This window comes from Methanobrevibacter millerae (genome assembly GCF_001477655.1).
GTDB lineage: Archaea > Methanobacteriota > Methanobacteria > Methanobacteriales > Methanobacteriaceae > Methanocatella > Methanocatella millerae_A.
Genome location: NZ_CP011266.1, coordinates 1,777,175 through 1,800,841 on the forward strand (window position 1 = coordinate 1,777,175; position 23,667 = coordinate 1,800,841).

Sequence of the window (23,667 nt, forward strand, 5' to 3'; positions counted from 1 at the left end):
TTAAGCTTCTATTTTAATTGTATTTCCATTTCTTTCATAACCGTATTCAGAAGTGATTATGTATTCACCAGGCAGCAAGTTAAGATTAATCTTAGCTTCCCCTTGATCATTGGTTGTACGGTTGTACAATATTCCATTTATGTTAAATGAAACTTGCTGGTGAGGAGCAATATTACCCTGCTCATCCAATGTTTTTACAGTGAATGGGGTTCCATCACGGTATTTCATGACTACATCAGATGTGATTAACCTAGGAAGTACTTTGATAGTGTTACTTTCACGGCAATCTTTGTAATATGATGTAATTATATATTCACCAGGTTCTATGTTAATAGACAATTTAGCATGTCCGGTTGCATTGGTAGTTCTTGTGTAGAACACACCATTGATGTTGAATGTTACATTTTCACCAGCTTTAGCCCATCCACCATCTGCAGCACGTACACGAACAACAAACTGTGAATCGTTTCTGTAGTGTTTGACCAAGTCACTTGATTCTATTAAAGTGAATATTATAACATTATTTGTTCTCATTTCACCAGTAACCGGATTGATAGCAGTCAATATATAATGTCCTTTCGGCAGATTGAGGTTTAATTTAGCCCAACCTGTTGCATTGGTGGTTCTATTGTAGAATACACCATTGATGTTGAAACTGACATTTGTGTTTACTAACGGATTGCCCCGAGCATCTACGAATAATGCATAGTACTGAGTTCCATTTCTGTAAACTTTCAATACATCATTTGCATATATTGTAGGAAGAACTTCAACATTTGCATTAATGGTTTGAGGTTTAAACTCACCATTACCAGCAAATTCAACTTTAACAGTGTAATTACCACTGTTTAAGTTAAGAGCTAATGAAGCTTTACCGTCAGCAGAAGTTCTGGTGTAAGTTTTACCATTAATGGTAATCTTAACTTCTATGCCACTGATATTATTTCCATCATTGTCTTTAGTGTAGACAATGAATCTGTCAGAACCTGAGAAATATTTGACTACATCAGGAGCAGTGATTACAAGACTGCGTTCTTTAACAATGGATGCAGACACTGTTTTTTGATCATACTTGTCATTACCAGGATAAGTTACTTTTACATCATGAGTGCCACTTGGTAAATCTGAAATGTCCACAACAGCCTTACCGTCCTTAATAGGAACAGTGTAATCTTTACCATCAATAGATACTGTCACATCACCAGTTGCATCTTCAGGAACACTGACAACCAACTTATCACCATCAGTAGTTATATCAATTGGATAATCAGACTTCTTAGGCACATTAATTGTAGTTGAATTAGTTACTGGAGCATATTTATCATCACCAGGATAAGTAACTTTAACATCATGATTACCTGGAGCCAAATCAGAAATATCCACAACAGCCTTACCATCCTTAATAGGAACAGTATAATCTTTACCATCAACAGATACAGTCACATCACCAGTAGCATCATCAGGAACACTGACAACCAACTTATCACCATCTTTATCAATGCTGACATGATAGTCTGAAATCTTAGGAACTTCAACGACAGTTGAATTTGAACCTGGACCATATTTATCGTCACCTGAGTATACAACTTCAATTGTATGGTTACCCGGTTCTAAATCGGAAATATCCACAACAGCCTTACCGTCCTTAATAGGAACTGTTTGAGGTTTGCCATCGATTGTTACAGTCACATTTCCAGTTGCATCTTCAGGAACACTGACAACCAAATTGTCACCATCAGCAGAAACATCTATTGGATAGTCTGAAATCTTAGGTACTTCAACGACAGTTGAGTTGGAACCAGGACCGTATTTATCATCACCAGAGTAGGTAGCCTCAATTGTATGGTTACCAGGCTCTAAATCAGAAATGTCCACAACAGCCTTACCGTCTTTAACAGGAACTGTTTGAGGTTTGCCGTCGATTGTTACAGTCACGTTTCCAGTTGCATCTTCAGGAACTTCAACAACAATCTTATCTCCATCCAATTTAATGTCGACTTCAGTAGTTTTTGAAACAACATTGAATGAATCTGAGACTTGTTTTGAATCATATTTGTCGTTTCCAGAGAAAGTGGCAACAACATCATATGTTCCAGGTTTCAAGTCAAGAGGCAAGTTGACTTTTGCAATACCGTTTGTTACATTTACATAATAACCGATTCCATCGATATCTATCAGTACAACTCCGTTAATGTCATCCGGAAGTGTTACGACAATGTCTGTTTTATCTCCAACATTAATGTCATTTGCTGTAATGTCCATTGGATAGTCTTTGATTTTTGGAACGTTTACAACAGTTGCATTTGAAGCTGGGGAGTAGTTGTCATCACCGGAGTATATTACCTCAACAGTATGGTTGCCCGGAGTTAAATTATCTATAGGAATGACAGCAGTACCGTTGACGACATCAGTTACATTGTAAACTTTGCCGTCAATTACAACAGTCACATTACCTGTAGCATCGTCAGGAACTTCAACAGTGATTGTACCGTTAGTGCTGTTTTCCGGAATATCTACAGATATTTCAACTTCAGGTTTTATTTTTGCATCAACTATGAATGAAGTTGTATTTTCTCCAGGAGCATAGTAATCATCACCCAAGTATTTTGCAGTAACGTCATATTTACCATTATTAACATCACTTAAGTGTAATTTTGCTTTACCATTTGTTACATTTGCATAGTATCCAACACCACCGACATTAATTAGAACAATGCCATCTATATCTTCAGGCAAGTTTACAGTAATGTCAACATCACGGCCGTCTACAACAGCATCAACACTCATTTCATAATCACTTTGTTTAGGTATTTCTAACTCAATAGTAGATGATGCATTAGTATAGTTGTCATCACCAGAGTAAATTACCTCAACAGTATGATTACCAGGAATAATATTGTCAATATAAACAACAGCAGTACCATTAGTAACATTAGTTACATTGTAAACTTTACCGTCAATAACAACAGTCACATTACCCGTAGCATCATCAGGCAAGGTTACATTCACAATACCTGAAGTACTGTTTTCAGGAATAGTGACATCTACATGCATGTCTTTGGATGCATCTTTCTTAGCTTTAACGGTAAAGACTGTATTATTTGATTTAGCATCATAAGTTGCATCACCGAGATATTTAACAATAGCCGTGTAAGTGTTATTAGTCAAACCATCTACTTTAAGTGATCCTTTACCGTTAGTTAAATCAACGTAATATTTCTTACCGTCAATTTCAACAACAACACCATCAACGTCGATATTCAATTCAATGTTTAAGTTTTCTGTTTGTCCTTCAATAATGTCAGAGGAGGTAATGTTTATTAGATAATCAGTTACTTTTGGAATTTCAACATAAGTCATGTTGGATGCGCTAGTGTAGTTTCCATCACCAGAGTAAATTACCTCAACAGTATGATTACCCGGAGCAATATCACCAATATCGATGATAACAGGAGTTCCTGTTACATTTGTAACATCATATTCTACACCATCAACTTTTACAGTTATGTTACCAGTTGCATTTTCAGGTAAATCAACTTTAATGGTTTTATTAGATAGATTTACATCAACTGAAACTTCAGTTACATTTTTACCATCAACATTTAATGACAATACATTTGAAGTATTAGCTAAGTATTTGTCATTACCCTCGAATTCAGCACTTATTGTGTATGTGCCTTTAGTTAAGTCATTCAGTGTGATAGTACCTTTACCACCTACAACAGCAACATTATAATTTTTATTATTCACTTTAACAGATACGATTGCATCAATAGTTTCATTTAATTCAATGCTTACAACTGCATTTTCACCAACGAGCATTGAAGTTTTATCTAAGCTAATATCTATTTCAATAGGAAGTTTATTTACTGCTAATTGTTTAATTGCAGAAGCGCTGCCAGTGTAATTTTCATTACCTATAAAGACCGCTTTAATATCATAAGTAGTATTAGCTAATCCTTTAATAGTGTATGATCCTTTACCGTTTGTAATTGATACAGTGTAGTTTTCAACACCAACAGATAAAGTTACAGTAGTGTTGATGTTTTGATTCATAACAACATTTACCAATACATCCTCACCGACAAGTTTTGGAGTAGTGAATTCAACATCGATAGAAGATTCAGCACGTCCAATAACAAATGTCGCTGATTTTGAATTAGGAGCATATTCATCATCACCAGGATAAATTGCAGTTACTGCATGCAATCCTCCTGAAATGTTATTTAAAGTTAAAGTAGCAATACCATTAATATTAGGTTTTACTGAATAAGATTTACCATCAATGCTAATTGTGACATTTTCAGTTACATCATGAGGTAAAGTTACTTTGAATGTAGTATCTTCACCATAAGTATGATTATCCACAATTAAGATAATTTCATATGTTGGAGTTGGATTTACCTTGAATTTAGTGCCGTTTTTATCTTTTAGTGAATACTTATTATCACCAATGTATGTTACATTGACTTCATGTTCACCAACATGCAAATGAGGAACACTAATTGTAACAACACCATTAATCATAGTATGAGGTTGCACATCTCCATCGACTTTAATGATTAAATCAGCATTATCCACATCAGCAGGCAAAATTACAACAATAGTTGCATTTTCACCAAATTTAATATCATTAGCATTTACTTTAATTTCATAATCAGAAATCTTATTGACTTTTAAAATTGTATCATTTGCAGATTCACCATATTTATCATTTCCAGCAAATGTTACTTTTACATCATAAGTGTCGTTAGCTAAGTTAGATAGATTAAATGAACCTTTACCATTGATTATTGCTACATTATACATCTTACCTCCGACATTCAATGAAACAGTTGTGTTAATAGCCGCATCCAATTCAATTGAAATGACTGCATCGTCACCGACATATATTGGACTGTTTGAAGTTACAACAATGTCAGTTGCAATTCTATCCACATTAAATACTTTAGCAGCTGATGAATTTTTATTAAACTTATCATTTCCATTAAATGTAGCAACAACAGTTAAAGTAGCATTATTTAAAGGAGTGTAAGTATAAGTTGCCACATCAGCATTGCTTACTGCAACAGTATAGTTAACACCATTAATAGTAAATACAACATCACCAGTTACAGGCTCATTCAACTCAGCAGTGAATGTTACTGGAGTACCAACTTTAATATCAGTTACATCATCTAAAGTAACTGTAATATCATGTTTTTCAACATTGAATGTTTTTGATGCACCTGATCCAGTGTAGTTTTCATCACCGGCTAAAACAGCATTAACAATATATTCACCAGCAGGAAGACCACCATCAATAGTAATCACATTATTAGTTACAGTGTATTCTTTACCATTAATTGTTACAGTAACAGCACCAGTTGAGTTAACAGGATTTAAAGTAATAACAATATCATCACCAACTTTATATAACTCTTTAACATCAATTCCAATACCTGAAGTATTTTTATTGATATTAAATTTAGCACTTGCAGTTACATTATTATTGTAGTCATCAGTAGAGAAGAACTCAACACTAGCAACTTTAGCTCCTGCAGATAAACCTTCTAAATCAATAGTTCCAACACCATTGGTTACTGTTCCTTTGAATTTCTTACCGTCAACAGTAATGTTAACAGTTCCGTTTGCTTTATTACCAACAGTAATTGTAGCAACAGCCTTAGCAGGATAAGTCACATCATCAACAACAACACTAATTTCAGGAGTTACTCTTGAAACAGTAAATCTAACATTGTTTAATGTTAATTCATCATAGTTATCATCACCATAGAAGACTACAGTAGCAACCTTATCACCAGCTAACAGTTTAGTAGCGCCAATAATTCCTTTAACAGTACCATTGTATAACACATCACCATCAACACTAATTGAAACATTACCATTGAAGTCAACTACATCAATAATGAATGTAGTGTTTTGTTCTACAGTTACATTTTGAGCAGTTACATTTACATTCAATGTAGCATTGCCAACAGTGAATATTGCAGTATCATTGCTTGCAACATACTTATCATCACCAGCATAAGTTACATTAACTTCATGTTTACCGCTAGTTAATCCGGATGCATTAAATGATCCTTTACCTTTTACGATAGCAACATCATAAAGTTTACCGTCAACACTTAATTTAACAGTAGTGTTGATTGTTGCATTCAATTCAATTGAAATTACTGCATCACTACCATAAGTGATTGGAGTTTTAACAGTAACATCAATTTCAGTAGGAACTTTGTTGACTTTTAAGGTTAGAATGCTTGAAGAGTTTGTCAAGTATTTTGCATCACCTTTGAATGTAGCATTAATAGTGTAAGTAGCATTAGCCAAATCACTTAAGTTTAAGCTACCTTTACCGTTTACAATACCTACAATGTATTCTTTACCATTGACTTTTACAGCAACAGTAGTATTTATTGTTTGATTTAACTCAACAGTCACAACAGCGTTTTCACCCACATTGATTACAGATTTGTCTAAGCTGATATCCACTTCAATTGGAACTTTATTTACTGCTAAATTCTTAATAGTAGAAGTGCTTGCAGTGTAGTTTTCATTTCCAGCAAATACAGCTTTGATTGCATAAGTTGTATTGACTACGCCTGAAATAACATATGAACCGTTACCGTTTGTAATGACAACAGTGTAGTTGTTGTCGCCGACAGTTAAAATCACAGTTCCGTTGATTTTTTGTCCCATTGAAACATTGATCAATACTTTATCATCAACAAGTTTTGGAGTTGTGAAGTTCACATCAATGCTTGATGCTGCACGACCAATGACAAATGTAGTTGATTTGGAGGATTTTGAGTAATTTCCATCGCCGCCATAAGTTGCAGCAAATGTATGTAATCCACCTGAGATGTTGTTTAATGTTAATGTAGCAACACCATTTGCATTTGGTTTTACAGAGTAATTTTTACCGTCGATTTTGATTGTTACATTTTCTGTTACGTCATTAGGAAGGGTAACAGTGAATATTGTGTTTTCTCCATAAGTATGGTTTTCAACAGCTAAAATGATATCATAAGTAGCTGAAGGATTTACCTTGAATATATTGGAATTATTGTTTTTGGAAGCATATTTGTCATCACCAGTGTATGTTACATTTACTTCATATTTTCCAGCACTTAATCCTGGAACTACAACAGTTGCAACACCATTTACAATAGTGTATGCTTTTTCAGTTCCGTTTACTTTGACAACCAATTTAGTTGGATCAACATCAGCAGGTAAAACAACAACAATGGTTTCGTTTTCACCGAAATTAATGTCACCAACAGTTACATTGATGTTATAATCAACTAATTTGTTTACTTTTAATGTTGTGACATTTGAAACTCCCATGTATTTGTCGTCACCAACAAATATTACATTTATTTCATAAGTCTTGTTAGCAAGTCCAGATACATTAAATGAACCTTTACCATTAATGATTGCCACATCATAAGTTTCATCATCAACTTTTAAAGTTACGGTTGTGTTTATTGAAGGATTCATTTCAATGTCAAATACAGCATTTTCACCAACATAAATAGGGCTGGTTGTAACATTAATGTCAGTAGAAATTCTACCCACATTAAATTGTTTAACTGCAGATGAATTTTTATTAAACTTATTATTTCCATTAAATGTAGCAACAACAGTTAAAGTAGCATTATTTAAAGGAGTGTAAGTATAAGTTGCCACATCAGCATTGCTTACTGCAACAGTATAGTTAACACCATTAATAGTAAATACAACATCACCAGTTACAGGCTCATTCAACTCAGCAGTGAATGTTACTGGAGTACCAACTTTAATATCAGTTACATCATCTAAAGTAACTGTAATATCACGTTTTTCAACATTGAATGTTTTTGATGCACCTGATCCAGTGTAGTTTTCATCACCGGCTAAAACAGCATTAACAATATATTCACCAGCAGGAAGACCACCATCAATAGTAATCACATTATTAGTTACAGTGTATTCTTTACCATTAATTGTTACAGTAACAGCACCAGTTGAGTTAACAGGATTTAAAGTAATAACAATATCATCACCAACTTTATATAACTCTTTAACATCAATTCCAATACCTGAAGTATTTTTATTGATATTAAATTTAGCACTTGCAGTTACATTATTATTGTAGTCATCAGTAGAGAAGAACTCAACACTAGCAACTTTAGCTCCTGCAGATAAACCTTCTAAATCAATAGTTCCAACACCATTGGTTACTGTTCCTTTGAATTTCTTACCGTCAACAGTAATGTTAACAGTTCCGTTTGCTTTATTACCAACAGTAATTGTAGCAAGAGCCTTAGCAGGATAAGTCACATCATCAACAACAACACTAATTTCAGGAGTTACTCTTGAAACAGTAAATCTAACATTGTTTAATGTTAATTCATCATAGTTATCATCACCATAGAAGACTACAGTAGCAACCTTATCACCAGCAACAGGTAAAATATTACCAATTACAAGAGCTTCAACAGTACCATTGTACAATACATCATCACCGACTTTAATGGAAACATTTCCATTAAATTTATCAGTAACATTAATTACAAATGAAGTATTTTCTTTAACAGTAACATTTAAAGCAGTCACATTTACATCCAAAGTAGCATTACCCATTGTAAATGTTGTTGTGTCATTGCTTGCAATATACTTATAATCACCAGCATAAGTTACATTAACTTTATGGATTCCACTGTTTAATCCGGATGCATTGAATCCGCCTTTACCATTTACAACTGCAACATAATATTCTTTACCGTCAACAGTTAAAGTTACAGTAGTGTTAATTGAAGGATTCATTGTAACTGTAATTACAGCATCTTCACCAACCTTAACAGGAACTTTAACAGCAACATCAATGTCAGTAGCGATTTTAGCTACATTAAATTGTTTAGCTGCAGATGAATTTCTATTATACTTATCATTTCCATTAAATGTAGCAACAACAGTTAAAGTTGCATTATTTACAGGAGTGTAAGTATATGTTGCCACATTAGCATTGTTTACTGCAACAGTGTAGTTAACACCATTAATAGTAAATACTACATCACCAGTAACAGTTTCATTCAATGTAGCATTGAAGATGACTTTATTACCAACATAAATTACGGAAGTAATGTCTTTTATAGTAATTGTAACATTTTGTTTTTCAATTTCGAAGGTTTCCATTATTCTTGCACTAGTGTAATTTTTATCACCGTTGTAAATAGCTACAACATCATTTAATCCAAATGTTAAATTATTTTTCAAGGTTGCATTACCATTGACAAGCTTAATTGTGTATTCATTACCTCTGGTGTAGAATGTTACATTACCTGTTGTGTTTCCGCTGACAGTAGCAATTAAGTCAGTACCGTTTTGTGTTAAGGTAATTGTAGGAGTTGCCTGAGGAATTGAAGGACGGAACTCTTGTGAGATTTTTCCGTAATTCTCATCGCCATCATAATTGACAGTTGCAGAATGTAGACCTGCAGAAAGATTGTTTAATCTTAAGGTAGCACTGTTAGTAGTTCTGTTGATAGGAACAACATATGAAACACCATCAATTTTAATGGTTAAGTTTTCACCTTTAATGTCCTGAGGTATGTCTGTTATATTGATTTTTGAATATTCGCCGTATGGGTTATATTCAAAATCAGTTATTGTTACTTTCCAGCTTGTATTTGGACCTACATTAAATACAGTATTGTTCTTATCCTTAGGAGTGTATCTAGGACCACCGTTGTAAGTTACATTTACAACATGATCTCCACCAACTAAATCGGCAACATCCAAAGTAGCTACACCGTTAGTAAGGTTTACAGTACCTTTGTCAACTCCGTCAACATAAATTGTAACGTTTCCAACAGCATCAGTAGCAACCAATACCCTTACAGTAGCATTCTGACCGTAAGTGATATTATCAACTTTCACATCAATTGTAAAGTTGCCGGTCGGACCAACTTTGAATGTGGCGTCAGTTGAGTTTCCATTGAATTGATTATCTGTAGAGAAGAATGTTACATGAGCAGTGTAAGTTCCTACATTTAATCCGCTGATGTTGAAGTTTGCAACACCTTCATTAATGTATGCAACATAGATTTGAGATCCGATACGTACTGCAATGAAACCTGTTGCATTTTCATTAACGGTTACATTGATTATTTCATTTTCACCGTATGTAATGTTAGTTGTATTTACAGTAATTGTAGTATTCAGCAAGTATACTTCAAAGCTCGTCTGATTCATTGCATATTTATAATATCCATCTTCAATATAAGTGACAGACATCCAGTAAAGACCAGGATCAAGTATTTGGTCAAATGTTAAATTGAATGTACCGTTTACAAGTTGGAAATCCTCATATCTACCATTGAAGTAGATTCTTATTGTTCCGTTACCGTTTGAAGTAATGTTTGCACTTCCGTAAATTCCATAAGTATAATTCTGGATTGAAATTATAACCCATGTATCACGTAATTTAACAACGAATTGAGTTGTGTTTTGACATTCAAAGTGGTTTACATCACCGGAATACGTTGCAGTTACATGGTAAGTATTTGCAGTAAGGTTATACAGGTCTAAAGTTGCAATACCCTTAATAAGTTCCCTTATATAAGTTTCACCATTTACATCAAATGTTACATTTCCTGTAATAGTGTTTGGATCCTGCGGCACGGTAGCAGTAATAGTAACATGCTCACCTTCATTTATCTGTTCTACATCAAGTAAAAGAGTGGTATCTACCAAAACGTTCAGCGTACCGTTATATACAGCAGCATTTGGCAGTCCGACATCTTTACCGCTGATGTGGAATGTACCATTGTAATATACCTGAGTTGTCCATGCGTTATAGGACATTGGATACCATCCATGTTCAACATCATTGGTTGTGTTTAACTTGCTTACAGAGATGATTGTATTGTTGTTGTCATCATAAATGCTAGCCCAGAATGTGAAATTGGAATTCCATTCTGCATATACTGTAGTATTGTCCAAAATCTTGATTACTGTAGGAGAATCGATTATTCCTTCATCATTAAATATCACACAATCGAAGTTATTCTTATCAAGAGTTAAATTACCGTCATTCCATACAGAGTAAGGGACAGGATTAGTCACAATATTATATGGGGTAGTTAAGTAAGTCGTATTCTTGTTTTTAATATCTGCAGTAATGTTATTTTTAGTCATTTTAAGAGTTGCATCCTTATTAATCCAGATTGCATCAATACCATCAAATGATGAATTTGAAAGGGTTGAATTTCCGTTACAGAAGTATATTGCCCCTGCATATCCTGTAGATGCTTTGAAATTAGTAAATGTATCATTATACAAGGTAACATTACCGTCAATGTATAAAGTTCCACCGTTACCCCATGGAGTTGAAACATCATCGAAATTGGAATTGATGATACGGGCATCATTTATATTTTCAACGTATATTGCTCCTCCACGGGAAGTTGCGGAAGAAGATGTAATATTACATAAATCAATAGTTACATTTGTTGAATTGCCCCAGTAAATAGCTCCACCATCCTGTACAGCCAACATTCCATTGAATGAGGTATTGAATATTGATGAATCATTGACATTGACAATGTATAATGAACCCCCGTATGCGTGAGCCTGAGTATCATTAAATTCTGAATTAATAATCTTTAAGTTATTACCGTTTATCCAGGATATTGTTCCACCATCACCATAATATCTGTCTGAAGAGTCAATGTAACCTGCAGCTACGTTACTGTAAAATTTACAATCGCTAATAGTTGCATTATATGCATCATAAGCGGAAATTACTCCACCACGTTCCAAAGCAACTGAAAACTCAAATATGGAGTCAGTAATTGTTGTGTTATTGGACATCAATAGGATTACTCCACCTTCACCTAAAGCACGTGATCCTGTGAAGTTTGATAATGTAATATTCATATTATTGGAAGTGATGAATAATGTACCACCAGTATTAGCAAATGAATCTTTGAATGTTGAGTTATAGATATAACCGTTTTCACCAAGCCAGTCAATAGCTCCACCTTGACCGTCCTGTACATCATTTACCCTGTTGTTTTCAAAGTATGAATTACGTACTTTACAGTTAGGACTGTCACCTCTTACATAAATTGCTCCACCGCTTAATTCTGCAGTGTTGTTGATGAATTTATAATTGTTAATGTTAATTCCATCCACACCTAACCATGCAAGAGCTGCACCTGCAATTTCTGCATGGTTTTTGATGAATGAATTGTTTCCACCGAATCCTCCGGTAGCATTAGCTTCCCTACATAAAGCAGCACCATACTCACCGGCATAATTGGATATGAATATTGTATTGTTAAGACCCATCATACTGGCATTACAGTCGATAGCACCACCGTTTTTGGTAGCTCTATTTTCTATGAAGTAAACACTGTTTAATCTGGAATTGCTTGAAACACCGTTTAAGTAAATTCCACCACCATATTCAGCAGTATTTGCTCTAAAATTAATGAATTCGAAAATACCTGCTGATGAAAGCCAGTCAATAGCACCACCGTGGTCTCCTGCACTGTTATCTTCAAATGTAGTATAACGGATTGTATTGTTTGTACCGTTACCACCGGCATATAGTGCACCACCATGACGTACTGCAGTGTTGGATTTAAATATTGTATTATTGATAGTTAGGGATTCAGCTTTCAATCCGAGAGCTCCACCGTCACCCATCGCATAGTTTGAAGTGAAGTTGGAATTAAATATACGGATATTTTTAGAATCACTAGCCATATAGACTGCACCACCGGTATATGCACCGTTATTTGTAAAGTCAACATAATCGATTGTTAAGTTTTCACCTCTACAGTCAATAGCACCACCATTGTGACCCTCGGTCAAATTAGTCAAGTAGTTTCCTTCAAATGTACAGTTTTCAATTATATCATTGTTACTGCCTTTATTAATAAATATAGCTCCACCACTAGTTTCAGCAGTGTTGTCTATGAATTTATAGTCAACAATATGAATATCAGTTACACCCATCCATGCAAGAGCTGCACCGGAAATTCCTGCGTGGTTTCTGATGAAGGTATTGTTTGTACCGTGACCGGATGTTGCATTAATTTCCCTACATAAAGCAGCACCGTATTCACCGGCAATGTTTTCTTCAAATGTCAGGTTGTAAATACCGATGTTGGATGCATTACACTCTATAGCACCACCGTTTTTAACAGCGCTGTTTGATTTGAATGTAGAATTGACGACATTTGTATTGGCAGAGTTACCATTGAAGTAAATACCTCCACCCCATCTAGCATTGTTTTGAGTAAATTCTGAATTGTAAATTTCACCAACATATGCAACCCAGTAAATAGCTCCACCGTAATCGGTAGCATTGTTTCCTCTGAAAATGGATTCATGTACTTTGTTTTCTGTACCTAAACCACCGACATATATTGCACTACCGTTTACAGCTAAGTTATCATAGAATTTACCGTCATCAATATGTACACCTGAAGCGTGTAAGTTTACAGCTCCACCACGTTCTAAAGCAACATTGGATGTGAATATAGTATGATTAAGAATAGTATGACCTGAAGTAGCACCTACATGTATAGCTCCACCTAATCTTGCACTGCTTCCTGTGAAGTTTGTGTTTTCAACAGTTGCGTTAGCTCCGTAAATTGTAATTGCTCCACCATTACCTAAAGCATTATCAATATCCTCTTGAGTATTATAATAAAATATGGTTTCAGTAGCGAATACATCTGCAGTTGCAATTTTGGAAGTGTTAGTGGTCCATTCAGTTACATAATCCATACGTGTACCATCCCATGCAGTCCAACTGAACTGTTCACCACCAGTCCAGCCGTTTGTAATATTAGTTACATAGTTATCTTCAAAGTTACAGTCAATAACGGAACAGTTATGGCTGGTCGGACTTACATAAATAGCTCCTCCTGCAACATCAGCAGAGTTGTTGATGAATGTGTAATTTTTAATTGTAATACCAATAGATCCCATCCATCCTAAAGCTGCACCAACGACAATTGCATGGTTATTTTTGAAAGTGTTATTTGCACCGGAACCTGATTTTGCATTAGTTTCCCTACATAAAGCAGCACCAAATTGTGCAACATTACCGTCAAATACAGTATTTGTTAAATACATACTAGATGCGTTACAGTCAATAGCACCACCATTATATTTAGCATCGTTTCCTTCGAATAAACAATTTTCAATTCTACTGTTAATTGAATTTTCACCAAAGTATACTCCACCACCATAGTCCGCATGGTTATCAGTAAATCTGGTATCAACAATAGTACCTGAGGAAGCTACCCAGTAAATTGCTCCACCAAGACCATTCATTGCTGTTTCAGTAGTACTTATAGCATTATTTCCTTCGAAAACAGATCCATATATGTAATTATCAGTACCTACACCACCAACGAATAATGCTCCACCTCTAGTAGCATTATTGTTGTAGAAATTGGATGCATTTACAGTAACGGCAGATGCGTTAATACTGATTGCACCACCGGTAGTTACTGCAATGTTATCGTGGAAAGTGGATTTGGTAATATTAATTTCACCGGAAGCACTTCCTACATAAATTGCACCACCGTCATATGCACGGTTGTTGGTGAATTCTGAATTGTAAACTAAACCTTTTTCTGAATACCATTCAATAGCACCACCATGACCGTCAGTTTCATTTTCTACCCAGTTGTTGTCAAATATACAGTTTAATATTTCACAGTTTTTACTGCCTTCACCGACATAAATTGCTCCTCCACTGTAACCTACATGGTTATTATAGAAGTGATAATCATCAATGGAAATACGTGTTGCATTTATCCATGCAAGAGCTGCACCGGCATATTCTGCATAATTACCAATGAAAGTATTGTTTTTACCGTGACCTTCAGTAGCATTAATTTCCCTACATAAAGCAGCACCGATATATGCAAAGTTTCCATCAAATGTAGTATTGAATAATCCCATTCTAGAAGCGTTACAGTCAATAGCACCACCATGGGTAACTGCAGTATTTTCTACAAATGTTGTATTTATAATCTGACAATCAGGAGCAGTAACATTGTAATAGATTCCTCCACCGATAGTTGCATTATTGTGTTCAATTATTGAATTTGATATGATACCGTTTGGTCCGGCCCAGAATATGGCTCCTCCCATATCAATACGATCACCATATTCACCGCTGGCATTACCTCCAACAAGTATGACATTATCAATTGTGACATTTGAAGAGGTTATATTGAATATTCTGGAATAACCTGCCGCATCAATAACGAATCCTTCACCGCGAATTGTGAATGCATAAGGAATATTTGTTAAATTGATACATCTGTCGTCCATATTTTCATGGTTACCTTCGTAAAATGGAGTGAAAGTGAAAGTCCTGTTTAAGACAAGTTCTCTGTCACCACGTTTAACAGCATCATCGATTAACTTTTGAAGGAGTTTAAACTCACCAATAATTTCACCGTGAGCCTGTGCCACAGTGGAATTTACTTTATAGAGATAATTGTAATCTTCAAATGAAACTGTGATATTATAAGTTTCATTCTTTATAAGATTACCGAAACTTGCATAAATCATACCGTCACGTCTGTGAGTATCAATGTTAGATTCATTTATAATTATCGTTCTGATTTCTTCATGAGTAGTGGAATTAATTAATTTCATAACAACCCTAAGTCCATAACGATTCCAATCTCTAGGATTATCAATATAAACAGTAATATATGGGTTTAACCAATCAGAAATAACTCTAAGACGTAACATATAATCTTCATTATATTCAAATAAAGATGTGGAAATGAATTCAATATTTGTATTATTTGCTTTGACGGTAGTTCTGCCACCATCTACTGGAATACCAATTCCATCAAAGTTATTATAATCTCTGTACTTATCAGGTCCATTACCAACGAGATATAAAACAGCACCACCATTGTAAATTGCAATGTTTTTAAGGAAAGTATCATTTACTATTTTAAGAGCTCCATCGACATTAGTTGTACCTGCATAATAGACAGCACCACCATTTTGGGCAAGTGAATTTGTAAATGTTGAATCTGTAATTTTTCCTCCTTGTACTGCAGCGACATAAACAGCACCACCGTCTCCATCAGCCTTGTTTCCATCAAAGTAACAATTAATAATTTCTTTATCTATATTTGCAACATAAATGGCACCACCATCATCAACAGCACTATTATTAATGAAATTACAATCATGAATTTTTCTATTATCATAACCTTTAGATCCGATAAAAATTGCACCACCATCAGCAGCAGCCTTGTTTCCTGTGAAATTTGAATAACCTATGTCAACACCATTATTACTTACAGGAATAAAGATTGCACCGCCGCGATATGATGCACTATTATTAGTGAAATTATTTTGTGAAATAATTATACTATTTCCAATAGCATAAATAGCACCACCAGAGTTTGCGGAATTACCTGTGAAAATATTGTTTAAAACATAGACCCAAGATGATGTAGAAGAACCAGCCGGGATAAAGATTGCACCACCGGAGATAACTGCAGAATTATTTATAAAGGTCATATCCTCAATTGTAACACCAGCCCTATCCCAGTATAATCCACCACCATTAGCTGCTGAATTATTTATGAAAGTGAAATTATTATAGGTCATCTCAACATTACTAACATACATTCCTCCACCGTTACGTGCTGCCTCACCATTAGACATAATAAGATTATTCGCAGTAAATGCCTTTTTAGCATAAATACTTCCACCATCACCACATCCAGTACCAATGGTAGCTTTATTACCATCAAAAGTAGCATTGGTTATACTACACTCAGTAATTGAACTATCAATTACGATTCCTCCACCAAAGTTTGCAGAATTGTTTATGAATGTAGCATTAACAATTGTAATTTTTCCAACAGATTTTAATAAAATTGCTCCACCACCAAGATTAGTATCCTCAGTCTCATTACCATAAGCAGTGTTATTTATAAATGTATTGTTGATTAATGTAATTAGTCCATTTCTATCACCAGTTTGCAAGTATAATGCACCTGCTTCCTTTAAAGACCAGCAATTTTGGAAAATATTGTTAGAAATAGTTAAATTAGTACCCGGTCTTGCATACAATACCCCGCCTTGAATCCAATTACCCGCAGGACTGGTAGAGTTAGCGAAATTTCCATCAAAAAGACAATGGTCAATAAAAATATGACTACTTTTATCCCATAAAATAGCTCCACCATCCGCTTTACTATTGGTAACTGCTGAATTATTGAAGAATTTAGAATAACTTATACCACAGTAAGATCCACCTTCTGCGAAGTAGATAGCTCCACCTCCTTTAGTAGAATGTCCCGGATCTCCTTTAGCAGTATTATTAGTAAAAATGGAACCATTTACATAATTATATTTGGATCCTAGCCAGAAGAGAGCTCCACCGTCATTTCTAGCAACATTATTTGTAAAGTTGGAATCATAGACATTAGAATTTATACCTTTAGAAAAGTAAGCTCCACCATCACGATATGAATAACCTTTATCTAATGATGAGTTAATAACATCACAGAATTGGCCTTGCAAGAAAAGAATACCTCCATAATAAGCAGCTGAATTTGTAAAGCTGGAATTTCTAATTTTAGCATAATTATCTCCAATATATATTGCACCACCCATATTGGTATTATCTGGAGTAGCTTTAGTTGGGTCAGAATTTCCAGTGAAAGAAGATCCTAATTTTGCAAGAGTATCACTGAATGCTGAATTTTCAATAGTTGCAGACAGACCTTGAATATATACTGCACCACCAGAATAGGATGCGTTGGACATTGAAATATTGGAATTATTAATTAGAGCGTTTTTACCAGATATGTAAATTGCTCCACCATGTTGAGCAGCTGAAGTCATATTGAATCTGGATTTTTCAATGGTTGCATTATATCCAGATACATAGATTGCACCACCATACTTGGATGAAGTCATCATGATATCAGTTCCATAAATATATGCATCTTTACCTGAAACTTCAATTCCACCACCATTCTCATTAGCATGAGATTGAGATACTTTAGAATTTAAGATATGAGTGCTGTCTCCTTCAACATAAATTGCACCACCATTTACAGTAGCATTGTTTCTTAAGAAATAAGATGAATCAATAGTAGCATTCACACCTTTTACATAAATACTACCACCATTGGTTTTTGCAAAGTTCATTGTGAAGTTAGTTGTGTTGATTACTGCATTGACACCTTCAACATAGATAGATCCACCATAATTTTTGGTAGCGTTAGTTCTTGTGATGCTTGATTCGGAAATTGTAGCGTTTGCACCCTTAATATAAAAAGCACCACCATCCAATGCATAAGTGAAATCAGTCACTATACCTTTCAAGTTAGCGTTGTTACCTTGAACATAAATTACACCTCCTTCTTTAGCATTGGACCTTTGGAATGAACAGTTTAAAATATTGGAATAATTACCTAATAAAAAGATAGAACCTCCACCATAAATTTGGTTAGCTTCATTACCTTGAGTAACCATACATTTTTCAAATTCTGAATTAGTAATGTTTACATAATTACCTGTAGCATAAATTGCCCCACCATCAAATATAGCAGAAGACAATTCAAATCTTGATTTGTCCACAACTGCATTATTACCTGTAAGAGCAAGCGTACCACCTTTAGAATGAGCACTTGTTTTGGTTTTACCAGTTACGGTATTGTTGGAACATGTAATATTATACATAAAACCGTAATCACCCTCCCAATATATTGCTCCACCGTCATCGCCTGCATGGTTATTTTTAAATGAAGAGTTATACATTTTACAGTCATCACCAATAACATATAGTGCACCACCATCTTCTAAAGCGGAACAGTTTTCAAAGGTAGTGTTTTTAATTATAGTATAGTTTCCTGTGACAAACATTGCTCCACCCCAGGTTTCATTATCCTTAGCACCAGTATCAGCATATACATTACCCAAAGTGAATTTGGAATTTTCAATAGTAACATTGTTACCTACAAGACAGATTGTACCTCCTTTGGAAGTTGAACCTGATTTACCCAAAGCAGTGTTATTATAGAATATTACATTGGATACAGTACATAAATCAGCACCATGGTCAAAGTTGATTGCACCACCGTCGTCATAAACAGTGTTATTTATAAATTCAGAGTTTTTGATTGTGTTGTTTGTTGAACCTTGATCGAAGTTGATTGCACCACCGTTACGGCGAGCGCCGTTGTTGTAAAACTTGACATCAATTATTTTACAGTCTTTAGCATTTACGTCAAATGAAATCGCTCCACCATGACCTGTAAGTCTATAGTTAACTTTTGTATCTTCATTATCATCATTTCTTTCTTGAGTATAATTAGGCCAGGTATTGTTTGCTATACCTTTTGCATAGTTGCCTTCAAATATACATAATTCAAATGTAGCATTTTTATTATCCTGTAAAAAGACTGCTCCTCCACGACCAACTGAAATACAATCGGTAAATGTTGCATTGTATATGTATAAATGGTCACCAGTAATCATAATAGCACCAGCATCTCCACCGGTAGTGTTTGTATCCCAGTGAGAAGAGTCCCATCCAGCATAGTTTACAAGACCGTCTTTACTGACTTTTAAAGATCCACCATTTGAAGTAGCATTGATAATTGTGATATTTATTATTTCACCATAGTCTCCGTCGTAGTAGATTGCACCAGCAGAACGAGCCGCTCTTGTATTATTGAATATTGTATTATGAATTTTACCATAGTTAGCTCCAGCTAACCAGTCTACTCCACCACCGTTGGTACCTGAAGTACAGTTAGTGAAAGTACAGTTGTTGAATGTTACATAATCACTTCCAGTCATGTATGCTCCACCACCACGACGTGCGGAGTTGGAATCTATGAAAGTACAGTTATATACTAAACCTGTATCTCCACTCCAAAGGATAGTACCACCATCTCCGCCGAAGTACTGGTCAGTTGCCCAGTCAACAGGAGAAATAATGGAATCAGTAATATTAATAATAGTTTCATCTAATTTTTCCCAGTGATATCCGTCGCCGGTTGCATTTTTAACAGCAACATAAGATACGAAGTAATCACGATTATCAGATAATGTTTCATTGATTACATATAATTTATTTAAGTTATCAGCAGTAGGGGTTGTTTTTAAGAAATCCTCGTGAGATTCATTGTATAAAATTATATCCTCTCTGGTGATAGCCCAGATGTATTCCCAAGAAGTACCTGTTGCCCTGTTATTATTAAATTTGGAATTTTTAACAGTACCATTGTCACCGTGCCAGAATATAGCACCACCATTACGTTTAGCTGTGTTGTTAATGAATGTTACATTATCTACAAGACCGTTTTGAGCACCTTCAAACCAATCGATAGCACCACCATTGGTACCTGCTACGTTATGGGCAAAGTATGAGTCTTTAAATGTAGTGTTTTCACAAGGTTCGGTTTCACTGCCCTGCAAGAAGATAGCTCCACCACGTTTAGCAGCAGTATTGTTTACAAAGTTGGAGTATTCTACATCACCTAAAGCACCAGACCATATGATTGCACCACCATCACCACCATAGGTAACTTTACCATCAGGAGTAGTAGCATTAGCAATACCTAAAGCTGTGTTATTATAAAATTTAGACCATGAAATTGTACCGTTATGACCATTCCAGTAAATAGCACCACCAGAACGATTTGCAGTATTGTCTATGAATGTAACATTGTATACAATACCATTGTGAGCACCTTTGTTCCAGTCAATAGCACCACCATTAGTACCTGCAGTGTTGTTTTTAAAGTATGAATCAGTAAAGTTGGTATCTGTACAATTTGCATCAATGGTTCCCTGCAAGTAGACTGCTCCACCACGTTTAGCAGCAACGTTATCTTCAAATCTACAATCATCTACACTACCATAAGAACCAATCCAAATGACAGCACCACCGTCACCACCATAAGTAACGACATTAAATGCATCACTAGCATTAGCAATACCTAAAGCCCTGTTACCAGTAAAGTTAGCACGAATAATATCACCATACTCACCGTTCCAGTACACAGCACCACCAGATCTTTTTGCAGTGTTATTAATGAAAGTAACATTTTCCACAAGACCATCATGAGCACCTTTGTTCCAGTCAATAGCACCACCATTAGTACCTGCAGTATTTCTTATAAATTCAGAGTTAGTAAAGTTAGTGTTAGAACAGTTTTCACGTCCGTTAGCCTGTAAGTATACAGCCCCACCACGTTTAGCTGCTTCGTTATCTTCAAATGTACAGTTGTCTACTTCTCCTTCAGAACCTATCCAAATGACAGCACCACCGTCACCACCATAGGTAATGTTGCCGAATGCATCTTTTGCGGATGCAGTTCCTAATGCTTTGTTTCCTGTAAAGTTGGAATGTTTAATTTCACCGTTTTTACCATTCCAATATATAGCCCCACCTGACCTTTTAGCAGTGTTTTGTTCGAAAACTGCATATAACAAATGACCGTCTTCAGCACCTTCGTGCCAGTCAATAGCACCACCGTTAGTACCTGCAGTGTTTTCTTTAAAGTAAACATTTGAAAATGTAGTGTTAGTACAATTACCATGACTACAGTTTTGTAAATATACTGCTCCACCACGCATAGATGCATTATTACCTACAAAACTACAATTGATTACAGTACCATTTAAACCAGACCATATGATTGCACCACCATCACCAATATTACCACGAGTATCATTAGTTATACCTTTAGCAACGTTGTTAGTGAAGTTTGAGTGTAATATTTCACCATTGTGACCACTCCAGAATACTGCACCACCATTACTATTAGCTATGTTATTAGTGAATGTAGAATAATAAATATTACCTTCGTGTGAACCACTGTTCCAGTCAACAGCACCACCATTTAAACCAGCATAATTATCATTAAAACTACTATGATCTACAGTAATATTAGTACAGTTTTCAGTACTGTTACCATGCAGAAATATAGCTCCACCACGATTAGCAGCGTAGTTATTAGTAAAATTACAGTTATCATTAATAAGACCGTGACTACCTACCCATACGATAGCACCACCGTCTCCACCACCATAGATACCACCAATGTAGCTTTTAACTTCACCAGTAGCATTATTGTTTATAAATGTAGAGTTACTTACAGTACCATAGTGACCACTCCAATGTACTGCACCACCACTACGTTTAGCAGTGTTATTAGTAAATATTGAATCTATAATATAACCATAATTAGCACCTGCAGCCCAATCAACAGCACCACCATTATAACCAGCAATGTTGTCAATAAAGGTACAAAGTTCAAAACCAGTATTATTGTTTAAAGGATTATAAGATGTATTGGTTGAAAATACTGCACCACCATGTTGTTTAGCAATATTACCAATAAATGTACAGTTATATGCATAACTATCCCAACCTCTCATTACCATAGCACCACCATTACCAGGATAAGTGGTAAACTGACCTTTAGCTTCATTATATTTGAAAGTAGAATCAGTAATATGGAAATTTTTACTTTGCATACCAATACCACCAGCAGAACCGCCAGCAGTGTTATTGCTTATTGTACAATTAGTTATAGTAACATATTCTAAATAATTAGCACTACTACCAATTGCACCACCATTCAAACCAGCTTCATTCTTGATGAAAGTAGAATGACTAATAGCACTATTATTTGCATTTATAAATACTGCACCAGCACCACCAGACTGTTCATTATTAGGATTCTTTATAGCTTTGTTACCTTCAAAGTAAGAATTGGTAATTGTACTTCCAGAACCAACTAAACATACAGCACCACCATTAGCATAATATGCAGTATTATTAATAAATTTACAATTGTCAATATGAACTACACCTGAACCAAGCACAGCACCACCTTGACCAGGAATACCATTAGCTGCTTGAGAATAACCGTTGATAAATGTAATTCCAGTTAATGTTACTGTATTTGCCTGAGCAATACGGAATGCTCTTGCCTGATTAGAAGCATCAATCGTATATCCATTACCAATAATCTCTACATTCCTATTAATTAGAATACCAGTAGCATATGCATCGTCTGTTCCACTGACAAAGGTATAATTCTTACCTAATGTAATTACAGAATCTGTACTACCAGCAATTAAATTATTAAGTTCAGTAAATGATCCCCCACCTACACCTAAGGTTTCATTATTTTGAGAAGGCGAATACGATAAAAGATCATTACTACTATCGACAACTTCAATTGTTGAAGCTGAAGTTACATTAGTATTTGTGCTATTTGAGCTAACATCAGCAGCCATTACAGCCTGACAAGAACAAATAAAGCACAATATTATGCAAATTAATATAATTTCTCTTTTATTCATAATACAACATCCCTCTTTTATTTTTGACATATATTTATTACAATGCCATAGAGAGCTTATAATGACATATATTTATTATATTATTAATTAATATAGTTTTACATTTCAAACTAACCTAAAAAAATAAAAAAAATATAAAAATTAAGATAAAAAATAAACATTACATAAATAAAATGTATACAAAAAAATATTTTTTAAATGATTATTAATATAAATTAAACAACATTTTTTTTAAAAAAAAATTGAAAAATCATGACTGTTTTCAAAAAGAAATGAAAT

General features: G+C 34.8%; 1 protein-coding gene. It reads right to left on the reverse strand.

The features are described from left to right. Positions 1–23,388, reverse strand: a complete 23,388-nt coding sequence (locus SM9_RS07800) for an Ig-like domain repeat protein (protein ID WP_058739606.1) — start codon at positions 23,386–23,388, stop codon at positions 1–3. Positions 23,389–23,667: the final 279 nt, after the last annotated feature.